This window comes from Peptoniphilus grossensis ph5 (assembly GCF_000311825.1).
GTDB lineage: Bacteria > Bacillota > Clostridia > Tissierellales > Peptoniphilaceae > Peptoniphilus_A > Peptoniphilus_A hominis.
Genome location: NZ_HE978566.1, coordinates 697215 through 713869, shown reverse-complemented (window position 1 = coordinate 713869; position 16655 = coordinate 697215). Strand labels below are relative to the sequence as shown.

The 16655-nt window shown below is 38.5% G+C and carries 23 protein-coding genes and 3 tRNA genes; 22 read left to right on the top strand and 4 right to left on the bottom strand.

Translation table 11 applies throughout. The features are described 5' to 3' along the window. Positions 1 to 11 precede the first annotated feature (11 nt). The 20 genes from HGPG_RS03305 to HGPG_RS03210 all read left to right on the top strand — a co-directional run bounded on the left by HGPG_RS03305 (position 12) and on the right by HGPG_RS03210 (position 15004). On the top strand, positions 12 to 458 hold the full coding sequence (locus HGPG_RS03305; protein ID WP_019124636.1) for a phage tail tube protein: 447 nt from the start codon (positions 12 to 14) through the stop codon (positions 456 to 458). A 4-nt stretch (positions 459 to 462) separates the two neighbouring features. Further along, entirely contained in the window at positions 463 to 882 is a 420-nt protein-coding gene (locus HGPG_RS03300; protein WP_019124635.1) for a phage tail assembly chaperone, read from the top strand. A 194-nt stretch (positions 883 to 1076) separates the two neighbouring features. Then, the gene (locus HGPG_RS03295; RefSeq protein WP_019124633.1) at positions 1077 to 3371 is read left to right on the top strand and encodes a tape measure protein; all 2295 of its coding nucleotides are present in this window, start codon (positions 1077 to 1079) and stop codon (positions 3369 to 3371) included. Between the two features lie 4 nt (positions 3372 to 3375). Continuing rightward, positions 3376 to 4032 (top strand): hypothetical protein, encoded by a 657-nt coding sequence (locus HGPG_RS03290; protein ID WP_019124632.1) that lies wholly within the window; start codon positions 3376 to 3378, stop codon positions 4030 to 4032. Then, entirely contained in the window at positions 3995 to 5461 is a 1467-nt protein-coding gene (locus HGPG_RS03285; protein WP_019124631.1) for an XkdQ/YqbQ family protein, read from the top strand. The genes HGPG_RS03290 and HGPG_RS03285 overlap by 38 nt, the downstream gene beginning before the upstream one ends. Beyond that, on the top strand, positions 5461 to 5886 hold the full coding sequence (locus HGPG_RS03280) for a hypothetical protein (protein WP_019124630.1): 426 nt from the start codon (positions 5461 to 5463) through the stop codon (positions 5884 to 5886). The genes HGPG_RS03285 and HGPG_RS03280 overlap by 1 nt, the downstream gene beginning before the upstream one ends. Further along, positions 5883 to 6305, top strand: coding sequence for a DUF2634 domain-containing protein (locus HGPG_RS03275; RefSeq protein ID WP_019124629.1), 423 nt, complete (start codon positions 5883 to 5885; stop codon positions 6303 to 6305). Before HGPG_RS03280 ends, HGPG_RS03275 begins: the two co-directional genes overlap by 4 nt. Continuing rightward, a complete protein-coding gene (locus HGPG_RS03270; protein WP_019124628.1) occupies positions 6295 to 7428 on the top strand; it encodes a baseplate J/gp47 family protein in 1134 nt (377 codons plus the stop codon). The genes HGPG_RS03275 and HGPG_RS03270 overlap by 11 nt, the downstream gene beginning before the upstream one ends. After that, complete coding sequence (locus tag HGPG_RS03265) at positions 7425 to 8198, top strand: DUF2313 domain-containing protein (protein WP_019124627.1); 774 nt, start codon at positions 7425 to 7427, stop codon at positions 8196 to 8198. Before HGPG_RS03270 ends, HGPG_RS03265 begins: the two co-directional genes overlap by 4 nt. Continuing rightward, positions 8191 to 9969, top strand: coding sequence for a pyocin knob domain-containing protein (locus HGPG_RS03260; RefSeq protein ID WP_019124626.1), 1779 nt, complete (start codon positions 8191 to 8193; stop codon positions 9967 to 9969). The genes HGPG_RS03265 and HGPG_RS03260 overlap by 8 nt, the downstream gene beginning before the upstream one ends. A 9-nt stretch (positions 9970 to 9978) precedes the next feature. Then, positions 9979 to 10161 carry a hypothetical protein gene (locus tag HGPG_RS03255; RefSeq protein WP_019124625.1) on the top strand — a complete coding sequence of 61 codons (183 nt, stop codon included), beginning with the start codon at positions 9979 to 9981 and terminating at the stop codon, positions 10159 to 10161. A gap of 12 nt (positions 10162 to 10173) precedes the next feature. Continuing rightward, complete coding sequence (locus HGPG_RS03250; protein WP_019124624.1) at positions 10174 to 10848, top strand: phage tail-collar fiber domain-containing protein; 675 nt, start codon at positions 10174 to 10176, stop codon at positions 10846 to 10848. A gap of 17 nt (positions 10849 to 10865) precedes the next feature. Continuing rightward, a complete protein-coding gene (locus HGPG_RS03245; protein WP_019124623.1) occupies positions 10866 to 12131 on the top strand; it encodes a hypothetical protein in 1266 nt (421 codons plus the stop codon). A gap of 10 nt (positions 12132 to 12141) precedes the next feature. Next, positions 12142 to 12357 carry a hypothetical protein gene (locus HGPG_RS03240; protein ID WP_019124622.1) on the top strand — a complete coding sequence of 72 codons (216 nt, stop codon included), beginning with the start codon at positions 12142 to 12144 and terminating at the stop codon, positions 12355 to 12357. After that, positions 12354 to 12509 (top strand): CD1375 family protein, encoded by a 156-nt coding sequence (locus HGPG_RS10330; protein ID WP_019124621.1) that lies wholly within the window; start codon positions 12354 to 12356, stop codon positions 12507 to 12509. The genes HGPG_RS03240 and HGPG_RS10330 overlap by 4 nt, the downstream gene beginning before the upstream one ends. A gap of 70 nt (positions 12510 to 12579) precedes the next feature. Continuing rightward, complete coding sequence (locus HGPG_RS10460; protein WP_245543879.1) at positions 12580 to 12744, top strand: CD1375 family protein; 165 nt, start codon at positions 12580 to 12582, stop codon at positions 12742 to 12744. 51 nt (positions 12745 to 12795) lie between these two features. After that, on the top strand, positions 12796 to 13146 hold the full coding sequence (locus tag HGPG_RS03230; RefSeq protein ID WP_019124619.1) for a hypothetical protein: 351 nt from the start codon (positions 12796 to 12798) through the stop codon (positions 13144 to 13146). A 9-nt stretch (positions 13147 to 13155) separates the two neighbouring features. Next, positions 13156 to 14406 (top strand): glucosaminidase domain-containing protein, encoded by a 1251-nt coding sequence (locus HGPG_RS09935; protein WP_019124618.1) that lies wholly within the window; start codon positions 13156 to 13158, stop codon positions 14404 to 14406. After that, entirely contained in the window at positions 14390 to 14662 is a 273-nt protein-coding gene (locus tag HGPG_RS03215) for a hypothetical protein (RefSeq protein ID WP_019124617.1), read from the top strand. The genes HGPG_RS09935 and HGPG_RS03215 overlap by 17 nt, the downstream gene beginning before the upstream one ends. Positions 14663 to 14755: 93 nt before the next feature. Further along, positions 14756 to 15004 carry a hypothetical protein gene (locus HGPG_RS03210; RefSeq protein ID WP_019124616.1) on the top strand — a complete coding sequence of 83 codons (249 nt, stop codon included), beginning with the start codon at positions 14756 to 14758 and terminating at the stop codon, positions 15002 to 15004. 35 nt (positions 15005 to 15039) lie between these two features. Here HGPG_RS03210 and HGPG_RS03205 read toward each other — a convergent pair whose 3' ends face one another. Then, on the bottom strand, positions 15040 to 15384 hold the full coding sequence (locus HGPG_RS03205; protein ID WP_019124615.1) for a DUF7698 family protein: 345 nt from the start codon (positions 15382 to 15384) through the stop codon (positions 15040 to 15042). Between the two features lie 209 nt (positions 15385 to 15593). Here HGPG_RS03205 and HGPG_RS03200 point away from each other — a divergent pair, with 209 nt between their 5' ends. Both HGPG_RS03200 and HGPG_RS03195 read left to right on the top strand, forming a co-directional pair. After that, positions 15594 to 15809, top strand: a complete 216-nt coding sequence (locus tag HGPG_RS03200) for a defense against restriction DarA-related protein (protein WP_019124614.1) — start codon at positions 15594 to 15596, stop codon at positions 15807 to 15809. 11 nt (positions 15810 to 15820) lie between these two features. Next, complete coding sequence (locus HGPG_RS03195; RefSeq protein ID WP_019124613.1) at positions 15821 to 16030, top strand: hypothetical protein; 210 nt, start codon at positions 15821 to 15823, stop codon at positions 16028 to 16030. 240 nt (positions 16031 to 16270) lie between these two features. Here the strand turns inward: HGPG_RS03195 and HGPG_RS03190 are convergent. The 3 genes from HGPG_RS03190 to HGPG_RS03180 all read right to left on the bottom strand — a co-directional run bounded on the left by HGPG_RS03190 (position 16271) and on the right by HGPG_RS03180 (position 16529). After that, positions 16271 to 16346 (bottom strand) — tRNA-Phe (locus HGPG_RS03190). A gap of 7 nt (positions 16347 to 16353) precedes the next feature. Continuing rightward, positions 16354 to 16430, bottom strand: a tRNA-Ile gene (locus HGPG_RS03185). Between the two features lie 7 nt (positions 16431 to 16437). Further along, positions 16438 to 16529, bottom strand: a tRNA-Ser gene (locus tag HGPG_RS03180). Positions 16530 to 16655: the final 126 nt, after the last annotated feature.

The following is a 16655-nucleotide window of genomic DNA, read 5'->3' as shown; positions in this document are numbered from 1 at the left end:
AGGAGCAGCAAATGGCACTAGAAAAATTTCTCGAAAGAGAAGACTTGATAAACGGTCGATTTGGAGAAGCAGTAGCGGACATCGAGGGAGAAAGGGTAACCTTATTCTTTTTGAAGAACATTACTGCTAAAGTGGATATCGATAGGACGGACATACCAAGACTAGGTACACCAATAAACCTATCAACAGGCGGAGATGCCAAAGGAACTTGGGAAGCAACAATGTATTCCCACACAAAGGCTTTTAGAAAAATCGCCAAAAGATATATGCACGAAAGAAAAGAAACACCAATCGACATTATACTAACGCAAGATGATCCTAACTTTGCACAGGGAAGTGACACAGTAATTCTAAAGAATTGCTACCTAGAAACTACAACGATTTTCCAACTAGATGTCGAAGCTTCTGAACTTGAAGAAGACATCTCTGGAACTTTTGAAAACTTTGAGGAGAGATAAGAAAATGGATAGAAACAACCTAAATGTATTTTTTAGAGAAAATGTAGAAGCAAAAAGAACTGAAATCGAAATCCAAGCCAGCGATAGATTTAAAGACAAAGAAGGGAATCCTATTCCTTTTGTTTTTAGACTTTTAGAAGCCAAAGAAATCGCTGAGTTAAAAGAAAAAGGATATGAAACAGATAAGAACGGAAACATCAAAGTAACCACATCAAAGATGGCAAGAGAAACTATCCTAAGAAGTATCATCTTCCCAAATCTAAACGACAAAGCACTACAAGATAACTATAAGGCTTCAAGTGCCGGTCAACTTTTAAATGCAATGTTGGAAGGAAGAGAGTACGAAAAACTAGGAGATAAACTCGTAAGAGAGCAAGGACTAGTAGCCGACTACAAAGAGCTAATCAAGAAAGCAAAAAACTAATAAGGGAGGACTTGCTAACCTCCCAAGCATATGTGATATTTTGGGAAACCAAGGGCAACATAAGGCCCGAGGAGTTTTTATCATGGACTGTTGGGAAACAGTCCTTTTATATTGCAATGCTATCCTGCAAGTACGAGGACGACAAAGAAGTACAAAAAAGACTTAAAAGCAAAGTCAGATAAAGGGGTGAGAAGATGAGCTTAGAAACAACAATAATGATGTACAACCAGGTAACTCCTGTTTTACAAAGCGTAGTAAGTGGACTTGATATGTTAGTAGCGGAAGCCAAAAAGACAGAAGGAGCTACTAAGAACATGATAAACTTAGAAGCTCTTGAATCAGCCCAAGGTCTATTTCAACAAGCAGGAACAGGCATAAAGCAAATGACTGAAAAGGCGGAAGAAGCTAGACGACAACATGAAAACTACAACAAGGAAGTAAGAAAAAGTCCCGAGTTTTTAGGAAATGCTACAAGAATGTTAAAAACATTTGTAGCTACCTACGCAGGCCTAAGAGGAATAAAAGCCTTTGTAGGTGCAGCCGACGAGTTCTCAAATATAAAAGCAAGGCTAGATATGATTAGTGGAGGAGCAGCTCAAACTTTGCAGCTTCAAGATGCAATCTATCAAAAGGCCCAGGAATCTGGAGCAGGCTACACCGCAATGGTCGATAACTTTACAAAGCTAGCGATGCAGGCGGGGAATGCTTTTGGCAACTCAAACCAAACAATCCTAGAGTTCTCAACGCTATTAAATAAACAGTTTGCAATAGCAGGAACAGAAGGTATGGCAGCAGAATCTGTAATGTACAACTTGACCCAAGCACTAGCAAGTGGAGTTTTAAGGGGCCAAGACTTAAACGCTATTTTACAAAATACTCCTCAAATAGCAAGAATGATAGAAGAGCAGATGGGGATAGCCACAGGAAGTATCAAAAGTGCAGCCGAAGAAGGACTAGTAACTTCTGACATTGTAGTAAGGGCCATACTGGAAAACAAAGCAAAAATAGAAGGGGCATACAACGAGATGCCGAAAACTTTTGGAAGGATAACAACGGAAATAGGAAACTCATTTTTAATGGGTTTAAGACCAGCCTTCGAAAGTTTCAGCCAGTTTTTAAATGCCGAGCAGTTCCAAACTTTTGTAGCCAACGCAAAAAATGCAGGCAGTATACTAGGAGAAGTAATAGGGCAAACAGTAAACACAGCTATTACAGGGTTTAACTTTATCATTGAGTACGGGGCACTAATAAGACCAATTGTTTTAAGTATAGCCACAGCCTACGGAATCTGGATACTACAAACTAAAATCTTGACTAAAACAAATGTAGAGATGATGAAGTCTTTGGCAACAAACCCATACGCATTGGCCGTGGTGGGAATAGTCGCCTTTACAGCTATTTTAAAGGAAGCTTTGGAGTATTTAGGTTTGGCAAAGGACGGAGCCGATGCACTCAACAAAGCCATACTAGCAGTAAGTGGAGCAGTGACAGTTTTGACCTTAGCCATGATAATTTTAAACGGAACTATAGCCGCAAACCCAATAGGCTTGGTCTTAATGTTTGCAGCATCACTAATAGTTCTTATTATTACTGTTGTTAAAATGCTTATAGAAAAGGTTGGAGGATTGGCAGTAGCCTGGCTTTTAGTTCAAGATTTCTTTATAGGCCTTTGGGAAAAGGTCCAAGTGGGATGTGCAGTAATGGGCAACCAAGCTCAAATAGCAAGTGCAACAATGAACATAGCATTCATGTCAGCATTTGATGCAATCCAAGTAGCTTGGAATGGGCTCCAAATGCACATAGTCAACGGAATCCAAATCCTCATGAACAATTTCAAAATCATGATTAACGATTTTATAAACGGACTAAACGGCCTTTTAGGACTTGTAGGAAAAACACTTCCAACACTCGAAGTAAGTACCAACGAGGAAATAATGGCCAAGAACCAGGCGGAACGTGATAGAAAGAACGCAGCTGATACTGCATCTACTAAAGCGGCTCAAAAACAGTTGGAAGAACTAAAGGCAAGTAACGAAAAACATATACAAGATATGCGAAGCCAATTCTCACAAAACAAGATGAGAAGAGAAGCGGACATAGCAATAGCTAAGAGCAAGGCTCTAGACAAAAAGAATGCTAAAGACAAGTCGGATAACCAAGTCGACATAGAAAAAATGCTAAACAACCTTCCAGGGGGAAACGGTGGAGAACTTGAAAAGAGCCTAGGAAGTAAGGGTTCAAAGCTAGACAAGATAGCGGACAACACCAAAGGGATAAAGGATAATACAGCATGGAGAAACAACGACCTAACAAGTTTGAGAGACCTAATGGAACAAAGAGCCATTACAAGTCTAAGTAAGGACTTCAAGGTTGAAATCAATAACTCCTTCACAGGAAATGTCGACAGCAGCATAGACGAGGAAGCTATGGCACAAAACGTATCAAACAAGATAGCAAGACAGCTAGAAATGCAATTCAATGCGGGGTGATTAGATGGCAGAAGCATATGAACTATATATAAACGGTTGGCAGGTCCCAATCACACCTTCAGAATTGGAAATGAGCGTAGACAGCAAAAATGATTTTTTGAATCTAATAAACGGAGAAACTTATACAGTCCTCCACAAAAGGGAGCTAAAGGAATTTAACTTCTCCTTTTTCTCATTTTCACACCCACACCCAAGCGTAGGGAATTTTATATCCCAGGCCCAGGTTCTGAAAAATTTGGAAGACTTAAAAAACAACAAAGAAGTTTTTGAATTTGTAATTATAAGAACTTCCTCCGACCCGGAGCTAAAAAACTCAACCTGCAGATACACCACCCTAGAAGACTACAAAGTTTTGGAAGACTCCCAATACGGAACCAATATAAAGATATCCGTCACTCTAAAAGAATACATCCCAATAAAAACTGTGAAACTAGTTGATAAGAGCAACAACGAACCGGAAGCCAAAAGGCAGATGTACAAGACTATTACAGAAAACCCTGCTGCAGTAGGAATTGGGATAGCACTAACAGCAACCTGTATGGCTATGCCAGGAGCAGGAGGAAAAATAGTAAATAAGTTATTGACACCTCTAGTCAAGAAGACCAGCAAGGAAAAGATAAAACATGATTATCAAAAATTCAAACAAAGTATTCACAGTTAGGATAGAAAGAGGAAGTGGCGGCACAGTTTCTGAACCAGTAATCGAGGGAGATGTTGTCATTACATGGACCCGAGATTTTAGGGCAGGAATAATGGAATTTAACACAGTCAAAGATGATGCTTTAAACTTCCAGGAGGGAGATAGGGCATCATTCTCTATTGACGGAAAATTATTTTTTCTAGGATTTGTCTTCAAGAAAGCAAGAGACAAAAGACAAATTATAAAAGTAACCTGTTATGACCAGGTAAGGTATCTGAAAAACAAGGACACCTACCAGTACAAGGCCATGAGTGTATCGGACCTTATAAAAAAGATTTGTGAGGACAGGGGCCTAACAGTTGGCACCATAGAAAGTGCCAAGTTTAAGGTGCCTAAAAAGATTGAAGAGAACCAAGAATACATGCAAATGATAAAGGCGGCAGATGACATCAACCTATCGCAAACAGGGGAAATATTTACACTCTTCGACGACAAGGGAAAAATATGCTACATGAAGCCGACGAGCATGATAGTAGACTACCCACTAACCTACGACAACGCAGTAGATTTTGACTACGTGACTTCAATCGACGATGGAACTTATAACCGAATTGTGGTTTATATCACGGACGACAACGGGAACCAACTAAGACAAGTGGTCAAGGAAGACAGGGAGTCAATAAAACGTTGGGGAGTTTTGGAATACACAATCAAGACGAATAATGCCGAGGACATAGAAAGCAAAGCAAGCCAACTGTTAGAACTTTTTAATAGAAAGTACCGCAGCTTTAAAATTAAGCAAGCAATAGGAGACGAAAGGATAAGAGCAGGAAGTCTGGTGCCAGTCAGAATGATGGCCATAGGAGATATAGACATAAACTCCTACATGCTAGTGGACAGCATCAAACACACTTTTCATGATGGAAATCATTTCATGGATCTAGACCTCCAAAACAAAGACATAATGCCTATTGGCAGCGGAGACGGAATCATTCAAGATAACAAGAAACAAATGCTTGATGGTTTTGGAAGTGTTGGAAGTTTAGGGACAAAAAAGTCACCAGTTCAAGCAGACAGTGCTCAGCTACAAAAAATGCTAGATAGTGCATTCAGTCACCTTGGAGAAAAGTACAGCCAACCCAAGAGAGGGCAGAAAGGATATTCAGACTGCTCTTATTTTGTTTGGCAGGCAATGAGAGATGCAGGCTTCAATGTCCCAAAGGGAGCCTGGGATACTTCTTCGATGCTAAGAAGTGGGTGTTTTCAAAGAATACCATACGACGACGTCAAGGCAGGAGATGTGGCCATAAAACCAAGGACAAGGTCGGGCGGAGGTCACACTTTAATAGCACTGGGAAAAGATAAGATAATACACCAAACAAAACCACGTGCAAAGGTAAGCAACATGGGCAAGTACAAAAACTATGCCTGGTATAGGATTGTGAAATAATGGCAGATTTATACAAAGTTTTAAAAAACATAGCAGATAGTCAGCAGGAAAAGATTTCTTTTTCAGAAATCATCTACGCAAAGCTGACATCCATAAACCCAGTAACCTTTATTCCAGAAGACAGGGAAGGGGAAGAGGAACTGAAGAAGATAATTATAAAAGAAGACTTTCTGGTTATTCCAAAGTATAGGGTTTTTACAGAAGAGGAAATAGGAAATAAGTTCGTGCTACAAAAAAACTTTAGGGGCCAAACTTATTTTTATCTTTACGAAGCCAGCGAACCTCAAGGACAAAACGGAATAGAGTACAAGTGGAAGGGAAGAATAGACCAATGCCAACTTATAGGAACGTGCCCACACGGACAAGTCGTAGTGACACACGGAACTATAGAAAAGGCGGTACACGAAAAGGGGGTTGAAAAATGACTCCAAACTTTGACAACGAGTACCTGGAACAAGAAATCGAAATTGTTCTGCAGCCTAGCTTTACTCACAAAATGCTTATTGAAGAAGAAAGAGTAAAAGGCTACACGGACGGAGAAGAAGCAGTAAAACAATTTATTTATAAGTGCATCAACACCGAGAAAGGAATCTATCCAATTTACCCAAATTTTGGTGTAAAGAAAAGGGATTTGTTTGGCAAACCAAAAAATTATGCCTTTGTAGTTTTAACCAGAAGGATATCAGATGCACTAATGCTAGACGACAGAATCGAAGACGTGTACGAGTTCAAGTACCACGAAGATTGGTCCCAGGATTTAAACCTAGGGATGAGTTTTAAGGTCAGTTTAGTTGGAAGAGAGAAGTCAGTAGATATAGAGGAGGTGTTATTAGTTGGATACTAAAAGAATATACGAGCCGATGTTCGAGGACCAAACCTATGAGAAAATCCTTGAGAGGAACCTGGACAGGATACCGAACGAGTTCGACAAAAGAGAAGGGTCGGTAATTTTTGATGCCATAGCACCAATGGCCCTAGAGGTATCAATTCTTTACTCCTATTTGGACTTTCTTTTTAAAAATGCTTTTGGAGACACAGCCAACAGATACTGGCTAATTCAAAGAGCCAAAGAAAGAGGAATAGAACCACACCCTGCGACACCTTCGATAGTCATTGGAAAATTCAATGTTGAGCTACTCATAGGGGAAAAATTCTCGCACGAAGATCTTTATTTTGATGTGATTAAGTTTGCAGGAGAAAAAGAAGGCCTTTTTTATTACGAAATGCAATGCAGCACTCCTGGGATAGTCGGCAACATCAGAAAAGGAAGACTAACACCAAATAGAGCTATAAGAGATTTAAAGGTTGCAGAAATAGACAGCCTAGCTGTACTTGGAGAAAATGAGGAAGAGACTGAAACTTTTAGAGACCGATACTTTGAAACAATAAATTCAAACGCATACGGTGGAAACATTGACGACTACAGGATAAAAGTAAAAGCCATCGAAGGAGTAGGATCAGTAAAAATAATACCAGTTTGGAACGGTGGGGGAACAGTAAAGGTAATTATTACTGACCCAGAAAACAAAGGGGCAACCAAAGAACTCATAGAAAGAGTGCAAGAAGCACTAGACCCTGTACCCTTTAATCAAAAGGGAGTTGGAATAGCTCCTATAGGACACCTAGTCACAGTCGTAAGTGCCAAAGAAAAAGTAATAAACATCAACGCAGAAATCATGAAGGAAACAGGAAGCGATATCGAAGAAATAAAGAAGGACATTAAAAGAGATATCGAAGAATACTTCAAGTTGGAGCGTGAAAGATGGTCCAGGAAGAGCAAGGAAAAAGATGAGATTTACATTGAGAACGACATAAGACTAGCCAAGGTTATGAGTATTATTTTAAACACTAAAAACGTGGTGGACTACAGGAATATAAAATTCGATAGCGATGAAAAAATAATGGTTTTGCAAGAAGAAGAAATACCAGTGCTTGGAGAACTCAAGATAACTGAGGTGGTAATTTGATTGAAAAAAGAGAATTACAAGTAGACCTAAATGAAATAAATTTACACCAGTCGGAAGACCTAATAAACATCAATAGGGAAGTAGATGTAGGAGTCCATATACCTCAAGACATTATAGGCAAAGGTTACGAGTTCACGCAAATAAGAATCAACGAGAACATCGAGCTTTCTAACTTGTGGGCAAGGCTCAACAAGATAATGGAAAATCTTTATATTCAGTCCGCAGGCAAGGAAGGGTTAAGTGCTTACCGCAGGCTTATAAATGACGAAAGCATAAAGGGAGATTTGGAAGAACAAAGAAGATCCATTTATTCTCTTTGGAACATGCTAAGGAAGTGGACCCACCGAACCCTAGAAGAGTGGCTCGATTTAGTTTTAGGCAAAGGCAATTATAAGCTGTCTCTAGATTACGATAAGTATGGAATCGAAGTTGAAATATTTGTCAAAGAATCAATATATTTTGAACTTGATACTCTCCAAAGACAGCTTAGGAACATAATACCTGCTAACCTAACGCAGCTTATAAAAGTTAAGTTTGTAAGAGACCAAACCATCTACTATGGCATGTACGGACAAAAAGCTAAACACTACAAGGTCTTACCTAACAAGGTTGAGGATAAGGAATTTAAAGAGCCGTTATTTATGGGAATGGCAACTTATCACAAGAAAATTAAAAGAACTGCTATTATGCCAGAGGTTTGGACTTTAAATAAAGATGGGATGTTTTTAGAAGTTGAAGACGGAAGTGGGGTGCGAATGAAGTATGACTAATAAAATCAACGATATCAACAAAGTTTTTAAGGGAAAGAAACTCCTTGCTTATGATGAGACCACAGGGGAATTTGCAATAGTATCTCCACACATTTTTACAAGCACAGTTTACACCGAAGAGGGAGTACCACTTGATGAGTATTTAACTTTTAAGCCACAGGAACTTATAGACAAGTTAGACAATATCTTAAAAGACGCTCCAAAAGAGTATGACACTTTTAGGGAAATTGCTGCAGAACTTAATACCAATAAAGACTCAATAGTTGAGATTTTAAGGGCAATTTCACAAAGGGTTAAAATGCCTGAGGGTGGAAAAGCAGGGCAAGTTTTAAAACTCAATGCTGACGGACAAGTTGTTTTTGATGACGACAGGGACACAGTCTATACCCACCCAGAAACCCACAAGGCAGGGATAATTGTAACTGACCCAAGCCATAGGTTTGTAAGCGACAAAGAAAAAGAAACTTGGGATAAAAAACTTGATAAGGATAGCGACTTAAAGGCTAGCTCCATAACCCTTAATAATCAAAAGAAATTATTAAAGGATATCCTAAATCAGCTTATAAAAGATACTGATGACCTTGAAAGTCTTATAGGGGTTGCCAACGGACTTGCAAGTCTTGATGGCAACAAAAAAGTGCCAGTAAGTCAACTTCCAGATGAGGCTTTAAAGGACACCACTTATGACCTATCAAGTTTTTTAACTGCCAAAGATTTAGAAGGATATAAGAAAGCCGATGGGACAACAGTTGCTGTACTTAAAGCAAGGGGTACTGTAGATGCAAATGCCATAAAAGAAGAATGGGTTCATGTATATTGTGGTTCATCTAATACACCAGATAGGCAAAAAGGTTGGTATATCAACACAATGAACTTTGGAGGTCTTATTCTCCAAGTTGCTTATGACGGAAGAGATAAAAACTCATTCTACTTTAGGTCAGGCTTGGGTAGTAATTGGTCATCTTGGCAGCCTATCCTTACAGGGTTAGATTTAGCAATTTTAGCAAGTAAAAAAGACCTTGAAGCAAAAGAAAGCATTATCCACAAGGGCGAGGTCAATGGATACGCTGCACTTGATGATAAAGGCAAAGTACCAGAAGACCAACTCCCAGAAAAAGCTATAAGAGAATATGACCTTACACCTTATGCAAAGAGTGAGGACATCAAAAAGACCTATGCAACTAAGCAAGAAGTAAGTGCAGGTAAGCTTGACTACACACCAGAAAATATTGCAAACAAGGGCAAGGCTAATGGCTATGCCTCACTTGGTGGAGACGGAAAAGTACCTGCCGACCAATTGCCATCTTATGTAGATGATGTTTTAGAATTTGCAAGTAAATCTAATTTCCCAAGCACGGGAGAAAAGGGAAAAATCTATGTAGACCTATCATCAGAAAATATTTATAGATGGTCCGGAAGTGCTTATGTTGAAATATCTCCAAGTCTAATAACCCAAGCTGATATTAAAAAGTTACAAGGGATTGAGGACGGGGCACAGAAAAATAATGTAACCCAAACCATGATTAATGTTTGGAATAAGAAAATAAGTGAAAGCGATGTTGCGTATACAGAAATCACACCAGGAACAGGGGGAACAAAGTGGTCTACAAGCTCAACAAGAAAGCTAATATTCTGGATATCTGATTTAATCCAAAGGACGGAAGAACTCAAAGAAAAGCTTGATAAAAAGCCTGATGTAGTTGAGATGAGCCTTGCAGACTACAACAATTTGACGACCAAAAAACCCAATACGATTTATGCGACTTACTAGGTGGTGGGTATGGATTTTTCAAGAACTAAAAATATATTTTTTAATGGCAAGGAAATTCAAAAACTTTTTTATGGGGAAGATCTTATTTGGTCTAAGATGAGAACCGATTTTTCTAAGGATTTTAAAAATCTTAAAGAAGATGAAAATTTTGAGGGTTTGTACGAACAAAGCAAAAATGCTTTTAAGATTTAGAAAGGAGAAGAAATGCAAAGAGGAAGATTTTATCTAACCGAAAAAGGGCGAGACCTCTTGGCGTACTGCCAAACTGGAGAGCCTTTAAACTTTACAAGGGCAGCAATTGGTACTGGCAAAATAGAAAGTACTGCTGCTCTTTTTAAGATGGATAAGCTAGTGGAAGAAGTCCAAGAAGTTGACATTAGAGGGATAAAGGCTAATGGAGATGGCACAAGTACAATATCACTTGCAATAACTAATCACGATACAAAGACAGGATTTTTGATGTCTGAGGTTGGTCTTTTTGCCCAAGACCCAAGAAAGGGAGAAATCCTTTATGGGGTAGCATATTATGACGACCATGCTGACTATATACCAGTCCACGACCAAGAAATGGTAGAAATCTCTATGGATATAATCGTTGTAGTTGCCAACGTGGACACGATAAATATTAAGATTGATAGGTCAATGATTTGTGCAAGTCAACTTGACCTCATGGATTTAGCAGGCAAGGGCAGGACAAACCAAACCGTGAAAGGCAACTGGGATTTAATCCAAGACTTAGCTTTAAGAATTGCAGCAATGGGAACATCAATTCAAACAGATGCAAGATATAACAACTTTAAGGTCGACTTTAAACGCTTGGACGGGGCTGAACAGTTTGAAGGTATCTACGACCCTAAGATGGCAAGATTTGTGATTTAAGAAAGGAGTGATAGAAGATGACAACTTATAAGTGGGGGAAATTTGAGAGGAACACTAGAACATACACCACGCAGGAAAAAGAGAAAGTTTGGGTAAGAAATGAAATGCTATACTTTCCGCATGAAAGAGATGTTCAAAATTATTACGACGATTATGTAAGGTGGAACAATTATACTGACGGAGTAGATATAAAATTTGGTGGATCTTTTGAAACTGATTCCGGTCAATATAGCGGATACTTTTATGTACTAGAAACTAAGACAGTACCAAAAAGTCACACCTACTATGCTAAGGGTTCAAAACTTGGCGAAGTAACATCAGAAAATAGGAACGCTTATCCAGATAATAATTATTCTGGCTCATACTGGTATGTTTATGAGGGTATTTCAAACCAAACTCCAACAATATCTGGTAAAGATGAGGACTTAGGTGGATTTAAAGCACCTTTTAAAAAGGTCTTTAGCGTAGACGACCCAGACAATAACGAGACTTTAAATGTTACTGTAAAATTAAACTCAGCGACAATTAGGACAATAAACAATGCAACTAAGGGCGAGTCTTACGAGATTGATATCGACAAGACAAAATTTGATGAGTTAGAACTCAACAAAACCAATACAATCGAGATTACAGTTAGTGACTCCAACGGGGCAAGTGCAATAAGACGATATACCTTTAAAAAGGTCAACACCAATCCGATAGTCACAGTCACAAACTCCAACTTAGGGGAGCAAAATAAACCTTTTAATTTTAGCTTTAAGGCAGCAGACCCAGACGGAGACGACATCACAGTTAAGGTCTATGTGGATGATGTGCAGTTGCAAGACTTGGGAAAAGTTACGCCAAACCAATCCAAGACAGTAAGTATCGGAAAATTAGACTATGCAAAACTTTTAAATGGCGAACACAGAATAAAAATCGAAGCCACAGATAGCTTTGGAGCAAAGGGAACAGGCTATATAACTTTTTCTAAAAAAATAACTCACTGTTGGTACAATCTAAAAAAAGAAGTCGACGCTCAGCCATCTGCAATAGTGGTAAACCCTCTAACAGAGTTAGCAAAAGGGGCAAAAATGACTGTCAAGGTGTCACTCAATGCCAAGGACACAAACCCAACTTGGGAAGTAGTGCCAGAAGAATTGATAGGTCAAAAATACAATTTTAAGACCAAGACAAAAACTGCTGATAAGTGGTGCATAGGAGTAGACATAAGGATTGACAGAGCCGATACACCAGAGGGCATGGAATCTTACTTCTATGGCTTTGTTGGAGCGTACATGTAGGAGGTAAAAAATGGCAATAGAATTTATAAACGAAAGGTCTTTAAAAGAATTACAAGCAGGTGGAGACTCTGGGGCAATCTTGGAGGAACTTAAAAAGCTTAATGATGGAAATTTAGCACTTGCTGAGGCAGTTGCAACAAACTATGAAACAAATCTTGATAGGGCAGAAAAGACAGATGAAGTCTTAGCAACAATTTATGAAACTATTTTAGGAGGTCAAGCATGATTGATTTATACGTTGGATTAGTTAAAAATGGCAAAAGAACTTGTGATGTAAATAACAAAAAGGTTCGACAAGTACCAAAACATTTAAGGGAAGCAGTTATCGCAGAACTTAAAGCACAAGGATACGACGAAAATGGCAAGGAAATTAAATAAGGTATTGATTGGATTTGCTTTAGCAAGTCCTTTTTTATACAAAATTTTAAAAAGTAGAGGAGGTGTAAGTATGCTAGATTTATACGTTGGATTAGTATCAAGGCAAAGAAGAACTTGCAATCCAGAAAATAAAAAGGTTAGACAAGTGCCTGCAATCTGGAGGGAGGCAGTCCTTGAAGATTTAAAGGCTCTTGGTCTTGACGCTGATGGTATGCCAATTGACATCGAAGGTTAGAACATGGGGAGGCTTAGTCCTCCCTTAAATTTTTATAAAAGAGGGTGACATATGGAAGATGAAAAAATTCTAGACCACGAAATACGAATCTCGAAACTAGAAGAAAATGACAAGGCACAGGATAAAAGGATAGAGGTCCACGGGAAGCAAATAGACGAGCAAAAAGAGTTAAGTAGGGAACAAGGCTTTAACATCGAGATTATAAAAAAAGACGTGTCAAACATCGACAGGACAACTAAGAAAACTGACGACAAGATAGACAAGCTTTATAGCGATAGAATATCCGACCACTATATAAAACCAAACGAAAGGGTCAGAAAATATATAGATGCAGCATTAAAAATTGTTTTAGGAATTCTTATCGCAGCCTTTGTTTATTATTTATTCCCAGCACTAAGGTAGGAGGAAAACATGATAAAAATCATGCTTGACCCTGGACACGGAGCAGGCAAAGCACATAATCGAGGATTTAAACAAATAGACAATCTCCCTTACTGCAACGAGGGGGATTGTAATTTTTTATACGCAAAAAATTATTTGAAGCCGGAGCTAGAAAGATACGGATTTCAAGTAGGACTCACAAAAAATAGCATAGCAGAAAACCCAAGTTTAAAAGCAAGAGGAAATGCTGCTAGAGGATATGACTTATTTTTATCTTGTCACTCCAACGCAGCAGATGGAAGAGCTCGAGGGGTTGAGGTTTGGGATAGCACAAACCCGAGAGAGTCCTGCAAGCAACTAGGAGATTTAATCTGCAGAAAGGTATCTGAAGCACTTGGCATACCCAACAGGGGCACGAAATACAGAAGAGCTAATAGCGGAGCAAACTACTACGGAGTTTTAAGAAACGGTTTGGCAAAAAGAAATATGATTATTGAACATTGCTTTCACGACAATCTGGAAGATGCGAGAGCCTATAGGACCAACCTGGATAAGTGTGCAAAAGCAGTTGCAAAAGCCGTGGCTGAATTTTATGGTTTGGAAGTTAAAACTAAAGTGGAACCACCAGCAGCAGCTCCAGAAGATACCTTCATAAAAAATATTTTAAAAGCCATAGAAGGACAAAAGCTAAATATACTTCCAAGCGTAACCATCGCCCAGGCCATACTGGAATCGAACTGGGGCAGGTCTGAGCTTGCAAAAGGTGCTAATAATTTATTTGGCATAAAAGCTTCAAAAGAGTGGAAGGGAGAAATATACTCCAAGCTAACTAAGGAACAAAAACCAAGTGGAGAAGTATATTCTATAAAAGCAGATTTCAGAAAATACCCAAATTTTATAGAATCCATAAAGGACCACGACGTATTTTTTATAAGCACACCCTGGAGGGAAAAGAACTACGCAGCAGTTCTAGCAGCCAAAGAATATAAAACCCAGGCTCTAGCTTTACAAAAATGCGGGTACGCAACTGACCAAAGATACGGAACGAAACTAATCAGCCTAATAGAAAGATTAGGTTTGCAGCAATACGACAAAGGACAAGGTGAGTATGTAGTGAGAGATATAAACGAGCCTTCTGAATGGGCCAAAGAAGATTGGAAATGGGCAAAGGAAAATAAAATAACCGACGGAAATGACCCGAAGGGAAACTGCACTAGAGAACAAGTAGCAGCAATGATAAAAAGATACCACGACAGCCAATCCAATGAAGCTAGACATTAAGTACAAGCCAACATGCAAAGAAAGGCCTTGGCTAATCGTAAGAGTGGGCGGAGAATACGAGCAGCATGCCCACATGCACACCAGGAAGGAAGCAATGCTGGTAAGAAATATTATTGATAGGTGGGTGTACCCTTGCAATAAAAATTTAAAAATAGCAGTAAGAAGACTTCTAACGGAAGAGGAATTCAAATCACTAGATAAAAAACAAAGATATTTCAACTCAAACAAGGGATTTAGGGGAAAAACAGTAAGGTAAATGTACCTTATAATAATAAAAACGCAAATTTGGGGCATTGTCGCAAACAATCGCTCTAAACAAGTGATTTCAACAGATTGAGAGGTTCATAAAATGAAAAAAGAAGATTTAATGAGAAAACTTGGCAGTAGAAAATTTTGGGCCTGCGTTTCTTCAGTTTTGATAGCTTTGATAGCTTTTTTAAATGCAAGTCCGGAAACAACTGAAAGGATAGTCGCTCTGGTTTCAGCAATAGGTGGACTTTGCATCTACATGCTGGCAGAAGGAATAGCAGATAGCAAACCAACAGATATCACAAACATTATAGACACAAAAGAAATAACTGAAGAAGCCAATAAATAAAAAAGAGCCTGGGGAAGAACCCAGGCATTATTTTTTTATTTTTGAAGGATTAGGCCATTTTTATAAATTGCTTCCTTGGCCCATTTGTTATAGTCGACTTTTTGTTCTTTCATTCCAAGGATTTGGAAACCAGCATCTGTGAAAACTTTTAAAGCATTCATAAGACCAGTAGAGTTATCAGTAACAACAATTTTATTAATGTTAAATCTTTCAAGGTTTTCAACTATTTCTTTTACGTCGTAGTCAAAACCACAGTCATCAAAGACAAGGCATTCAAGGTCAAATCTTTTGGCAGTTAAATAGGATACTAAAAAATAGTGGTTTAAGTTTTCTTCTTTTTGTTCTTCTAAGATTTTTTCAAGTTCGATAAATTTTTTCATTTCTTTTGTTCCTTTCTTTTATACCCTATAAGGTATATTGTTTTAGATTCCTTTTTTCTTCCCTTTTGTTATGCTTATTATACCTTATAAGGTATAATAAAACAAGTCTTTTTTTAAAATAATTTAAAATATTTTTTAAATAAAAAGCTTGATAACACTAAACCTTATAAGGTATAATACAGGTAACAAAAGAAAAAGGAGTTGGAGCAATGAAACAATTTATATACGGTATGAGGCTTAGACCTTTCAGCGTTGGAACTTTTCCAAAGAAAGGGTTCATAGAGCTGGTAGAAAAGATTGAAGACTACATCGATAAGGACAAACTAGAAAGAGATTACTGGGATTTCCTAATTTATGGAGAAGAACTAACAGAAGAAGCGAAGAGCGACTACGACCTAGACCTGGTAGGAATCAAAGAAGGATAAGGGGCAGGAGAATGCAAAGAGATAATATAGAAAAGAAACAAAGCGATGCTCAAGCGAGAGCAAAGTATAACTGGAATAAAAAGAACCGAGAGAAGAATGTGATGTACTCAGCAAAAAGCATGTGCAAAAAATACATTAGAGACTACGCTGAGCACAGCGAGCTGCAGGAAGTCGAAGAATGGATAGCTAAGAAAAGGGAAGTTTTAAAAAAGGAAAAATAAAATGAAAGGAATTAAAGTAGCAGTAAAGATAGAAGAAAAGTAAATAATTTAGACAAAGGGAAGGATTGACATCCTTCCCTTTGTCTAAATTTAAAAGCTAATACAACTGAAACCAGGGGTTTTTGGCAGAAGAAATTGAATGTAAACAGTACTAGAAAAGCAATAGGGTAGCCAACAGGTAGCCAACTTTTAAAATAATAAACCGTTGAAACCTAGCGATTTCAACGGTTTAAATAATTATGGTGCCCAGAGCCGGAATCGAACCAGCGACACGAGGATTTTCAGTCCTCTGCTCTACCGACTGAGCTATCTGGGCAAGTTAATGGTGGGCCTTCAGGGACTTGAACCCGGGACCTACCGGTTATGAGCCGGGCGCTCTAACCAACTGAGCTAAAGGCCCTCACCATTGGCGGAGAAAGAGGGATTTGAACCCTCGCGACCCTAATCGGGACCTACTCCCTTAGCAGGGGAGCCTCTTCAGCCACTTGAGTATTTCTCCAAATCGAAGGTCACTCTTTAGCAACTTACTTTATCTATTCTAACGGACCAGAAGTTTTTTGTCAACTATTTTTTACAAAAAATTTAAAATCTTTTTATAGTTTCAACCTATTTAAGGGACCCTGCT

Coding starts and splice junctions, on each gene's coding strand:
- HGPG_RS03195 (WP_019124613.1), top strand. CDS start 15,821: ATGCAAAGAGATAATATAGAAAAGAAACAAAGCGATGCTCAAGCGAGA.
- HGPG_RS03275 (WP_019124629.1), top strand. CDS start 5,883: ATGACTCCAAACTTTGACAACGAGTACCTGGAACAAGAAATCGAAATT.
- HGPG_RS03290 (WP_019124632.1), top strand. CDS start 3,376: ATGGCAGAAGCATATGAACTATATATAAACGGTTGGCAGGTCCCAATC.
- HGPG_RS03200 (WP_019124614.1), top strand. CDS start 15,594: ATGAAACAATTTATATACGGTATGAGGCTTAGACCTTTCAGCGTTGGA.
- HGPG_RS03255 (WP_019124625.1), top strand. CDS start 9,979: ATGGATTTTTCAAGAACTAAAAATATATTTTTTAATGGCAAGGAAATT.
- HGPG_RS03250 (WP_019124624.1), top strand. CDS start 10,174: ATGCAAAGAGGAAGATTTTATCTAACCGAAAAAGGGCGAGACCTCTTG.
- HGPG_RS10460 (WP_245543879.1), top strand. CDS start 12,580: ATGCTAGATTTATACGTTGGATTAGTATCAAGGCAAAGAAGAACTTGC.
- HGPG_RS03245 (WP_019124623.1), top strand. CDS start 10,866: ATGACAACTTATAAGTGGGGGAAATTTGAGAGGAACACTAGAACATAC.
- HGPG_RS10330 (WP_019124621.1), top strand. CDS start 12,354: ATGATTGATTTATACGTTGGATTAGTTAAAAATGGCAAAAGAACTTGT.
- HGPG_RS03210 (WP_019124616.1), top strand. CDS start 14,756: ATGAAAAAAGAAGATTTAATGAGAAAACTTGGCAGTAGAAAATTTTGG.
- HGPG_RS03240 (WP_019124622.1), top strand. CDS start 12,142: ATGGCAATAGAATTTATAAACGAAAGGTCTTTAAAAGAATTACAAGCA.
- HGPG_RS03295 (WP_019124633.1), top strand. CDS start 1,077: ATGAGCTTAGAAACAACAATAATGATGTACAACCAGGTAACTCCTGTT.
- HGPG_RS09935 (WP_019124618.1), top strand. CDS start 13,156: ATGATAAAAATCATGCTTGACCCTGGACACGGAGCAGGCAAAGCACAT.
- HGPG_RS03280 (WP_019124630.1), top strand. CDS start 5,461: ATGGCAGATTTATACAAAGTTTTAAAAAACATAGCAGATAGTCAGCAG.
- HGPG_RS03305 (WP_019124636.1), top strand. CDS start 12: ATGGCACTAGAAAAATTTCTCGAAAGAGAAGACTTGATAAACGGTCGA.
- HGPG_RS03230 (WP_019124619.1), top strand. CDS start 12,796: ATGGAAGATGAAAAAATTCTAGACCACGAAATACGAATCTCGAAACTA.
- HGPG_RS03300 (WP_019124635.1), top strand. CDS start 463: ATGGATAGAAACAACCTAAATGTATTTTTTAGAGAAAATGTAGAAGCA.
- HGPG_RS03285 (WP_019124631.1), top strand. CDS start 3,995: ATGATTATCAAAAATTCAAACAAAGTATTCACAGTTAGGATAGAAAGA.
- HGPG_RS03215 (WP_019124617.1), top strand. CDS start 14,390: ATGAAGCTAGACATTAAGTACAAGCCAACATGCAAAGAAAGGCCTTGG.
- HGPG_RS03205 (WP_019124615.1), bottom strand. CDS start 15,384: ATGAAAAAATTTATCGAACTTGAAAAAATCTTAGAAGAACAAAAAGAA.
- HGPG_RS03260 (WP_019124626.1), top strand. CDS start 8,191: ATGACTAATAAAATCAACGATATCAACAAAGTTTTTAAGGGAAAGAAA.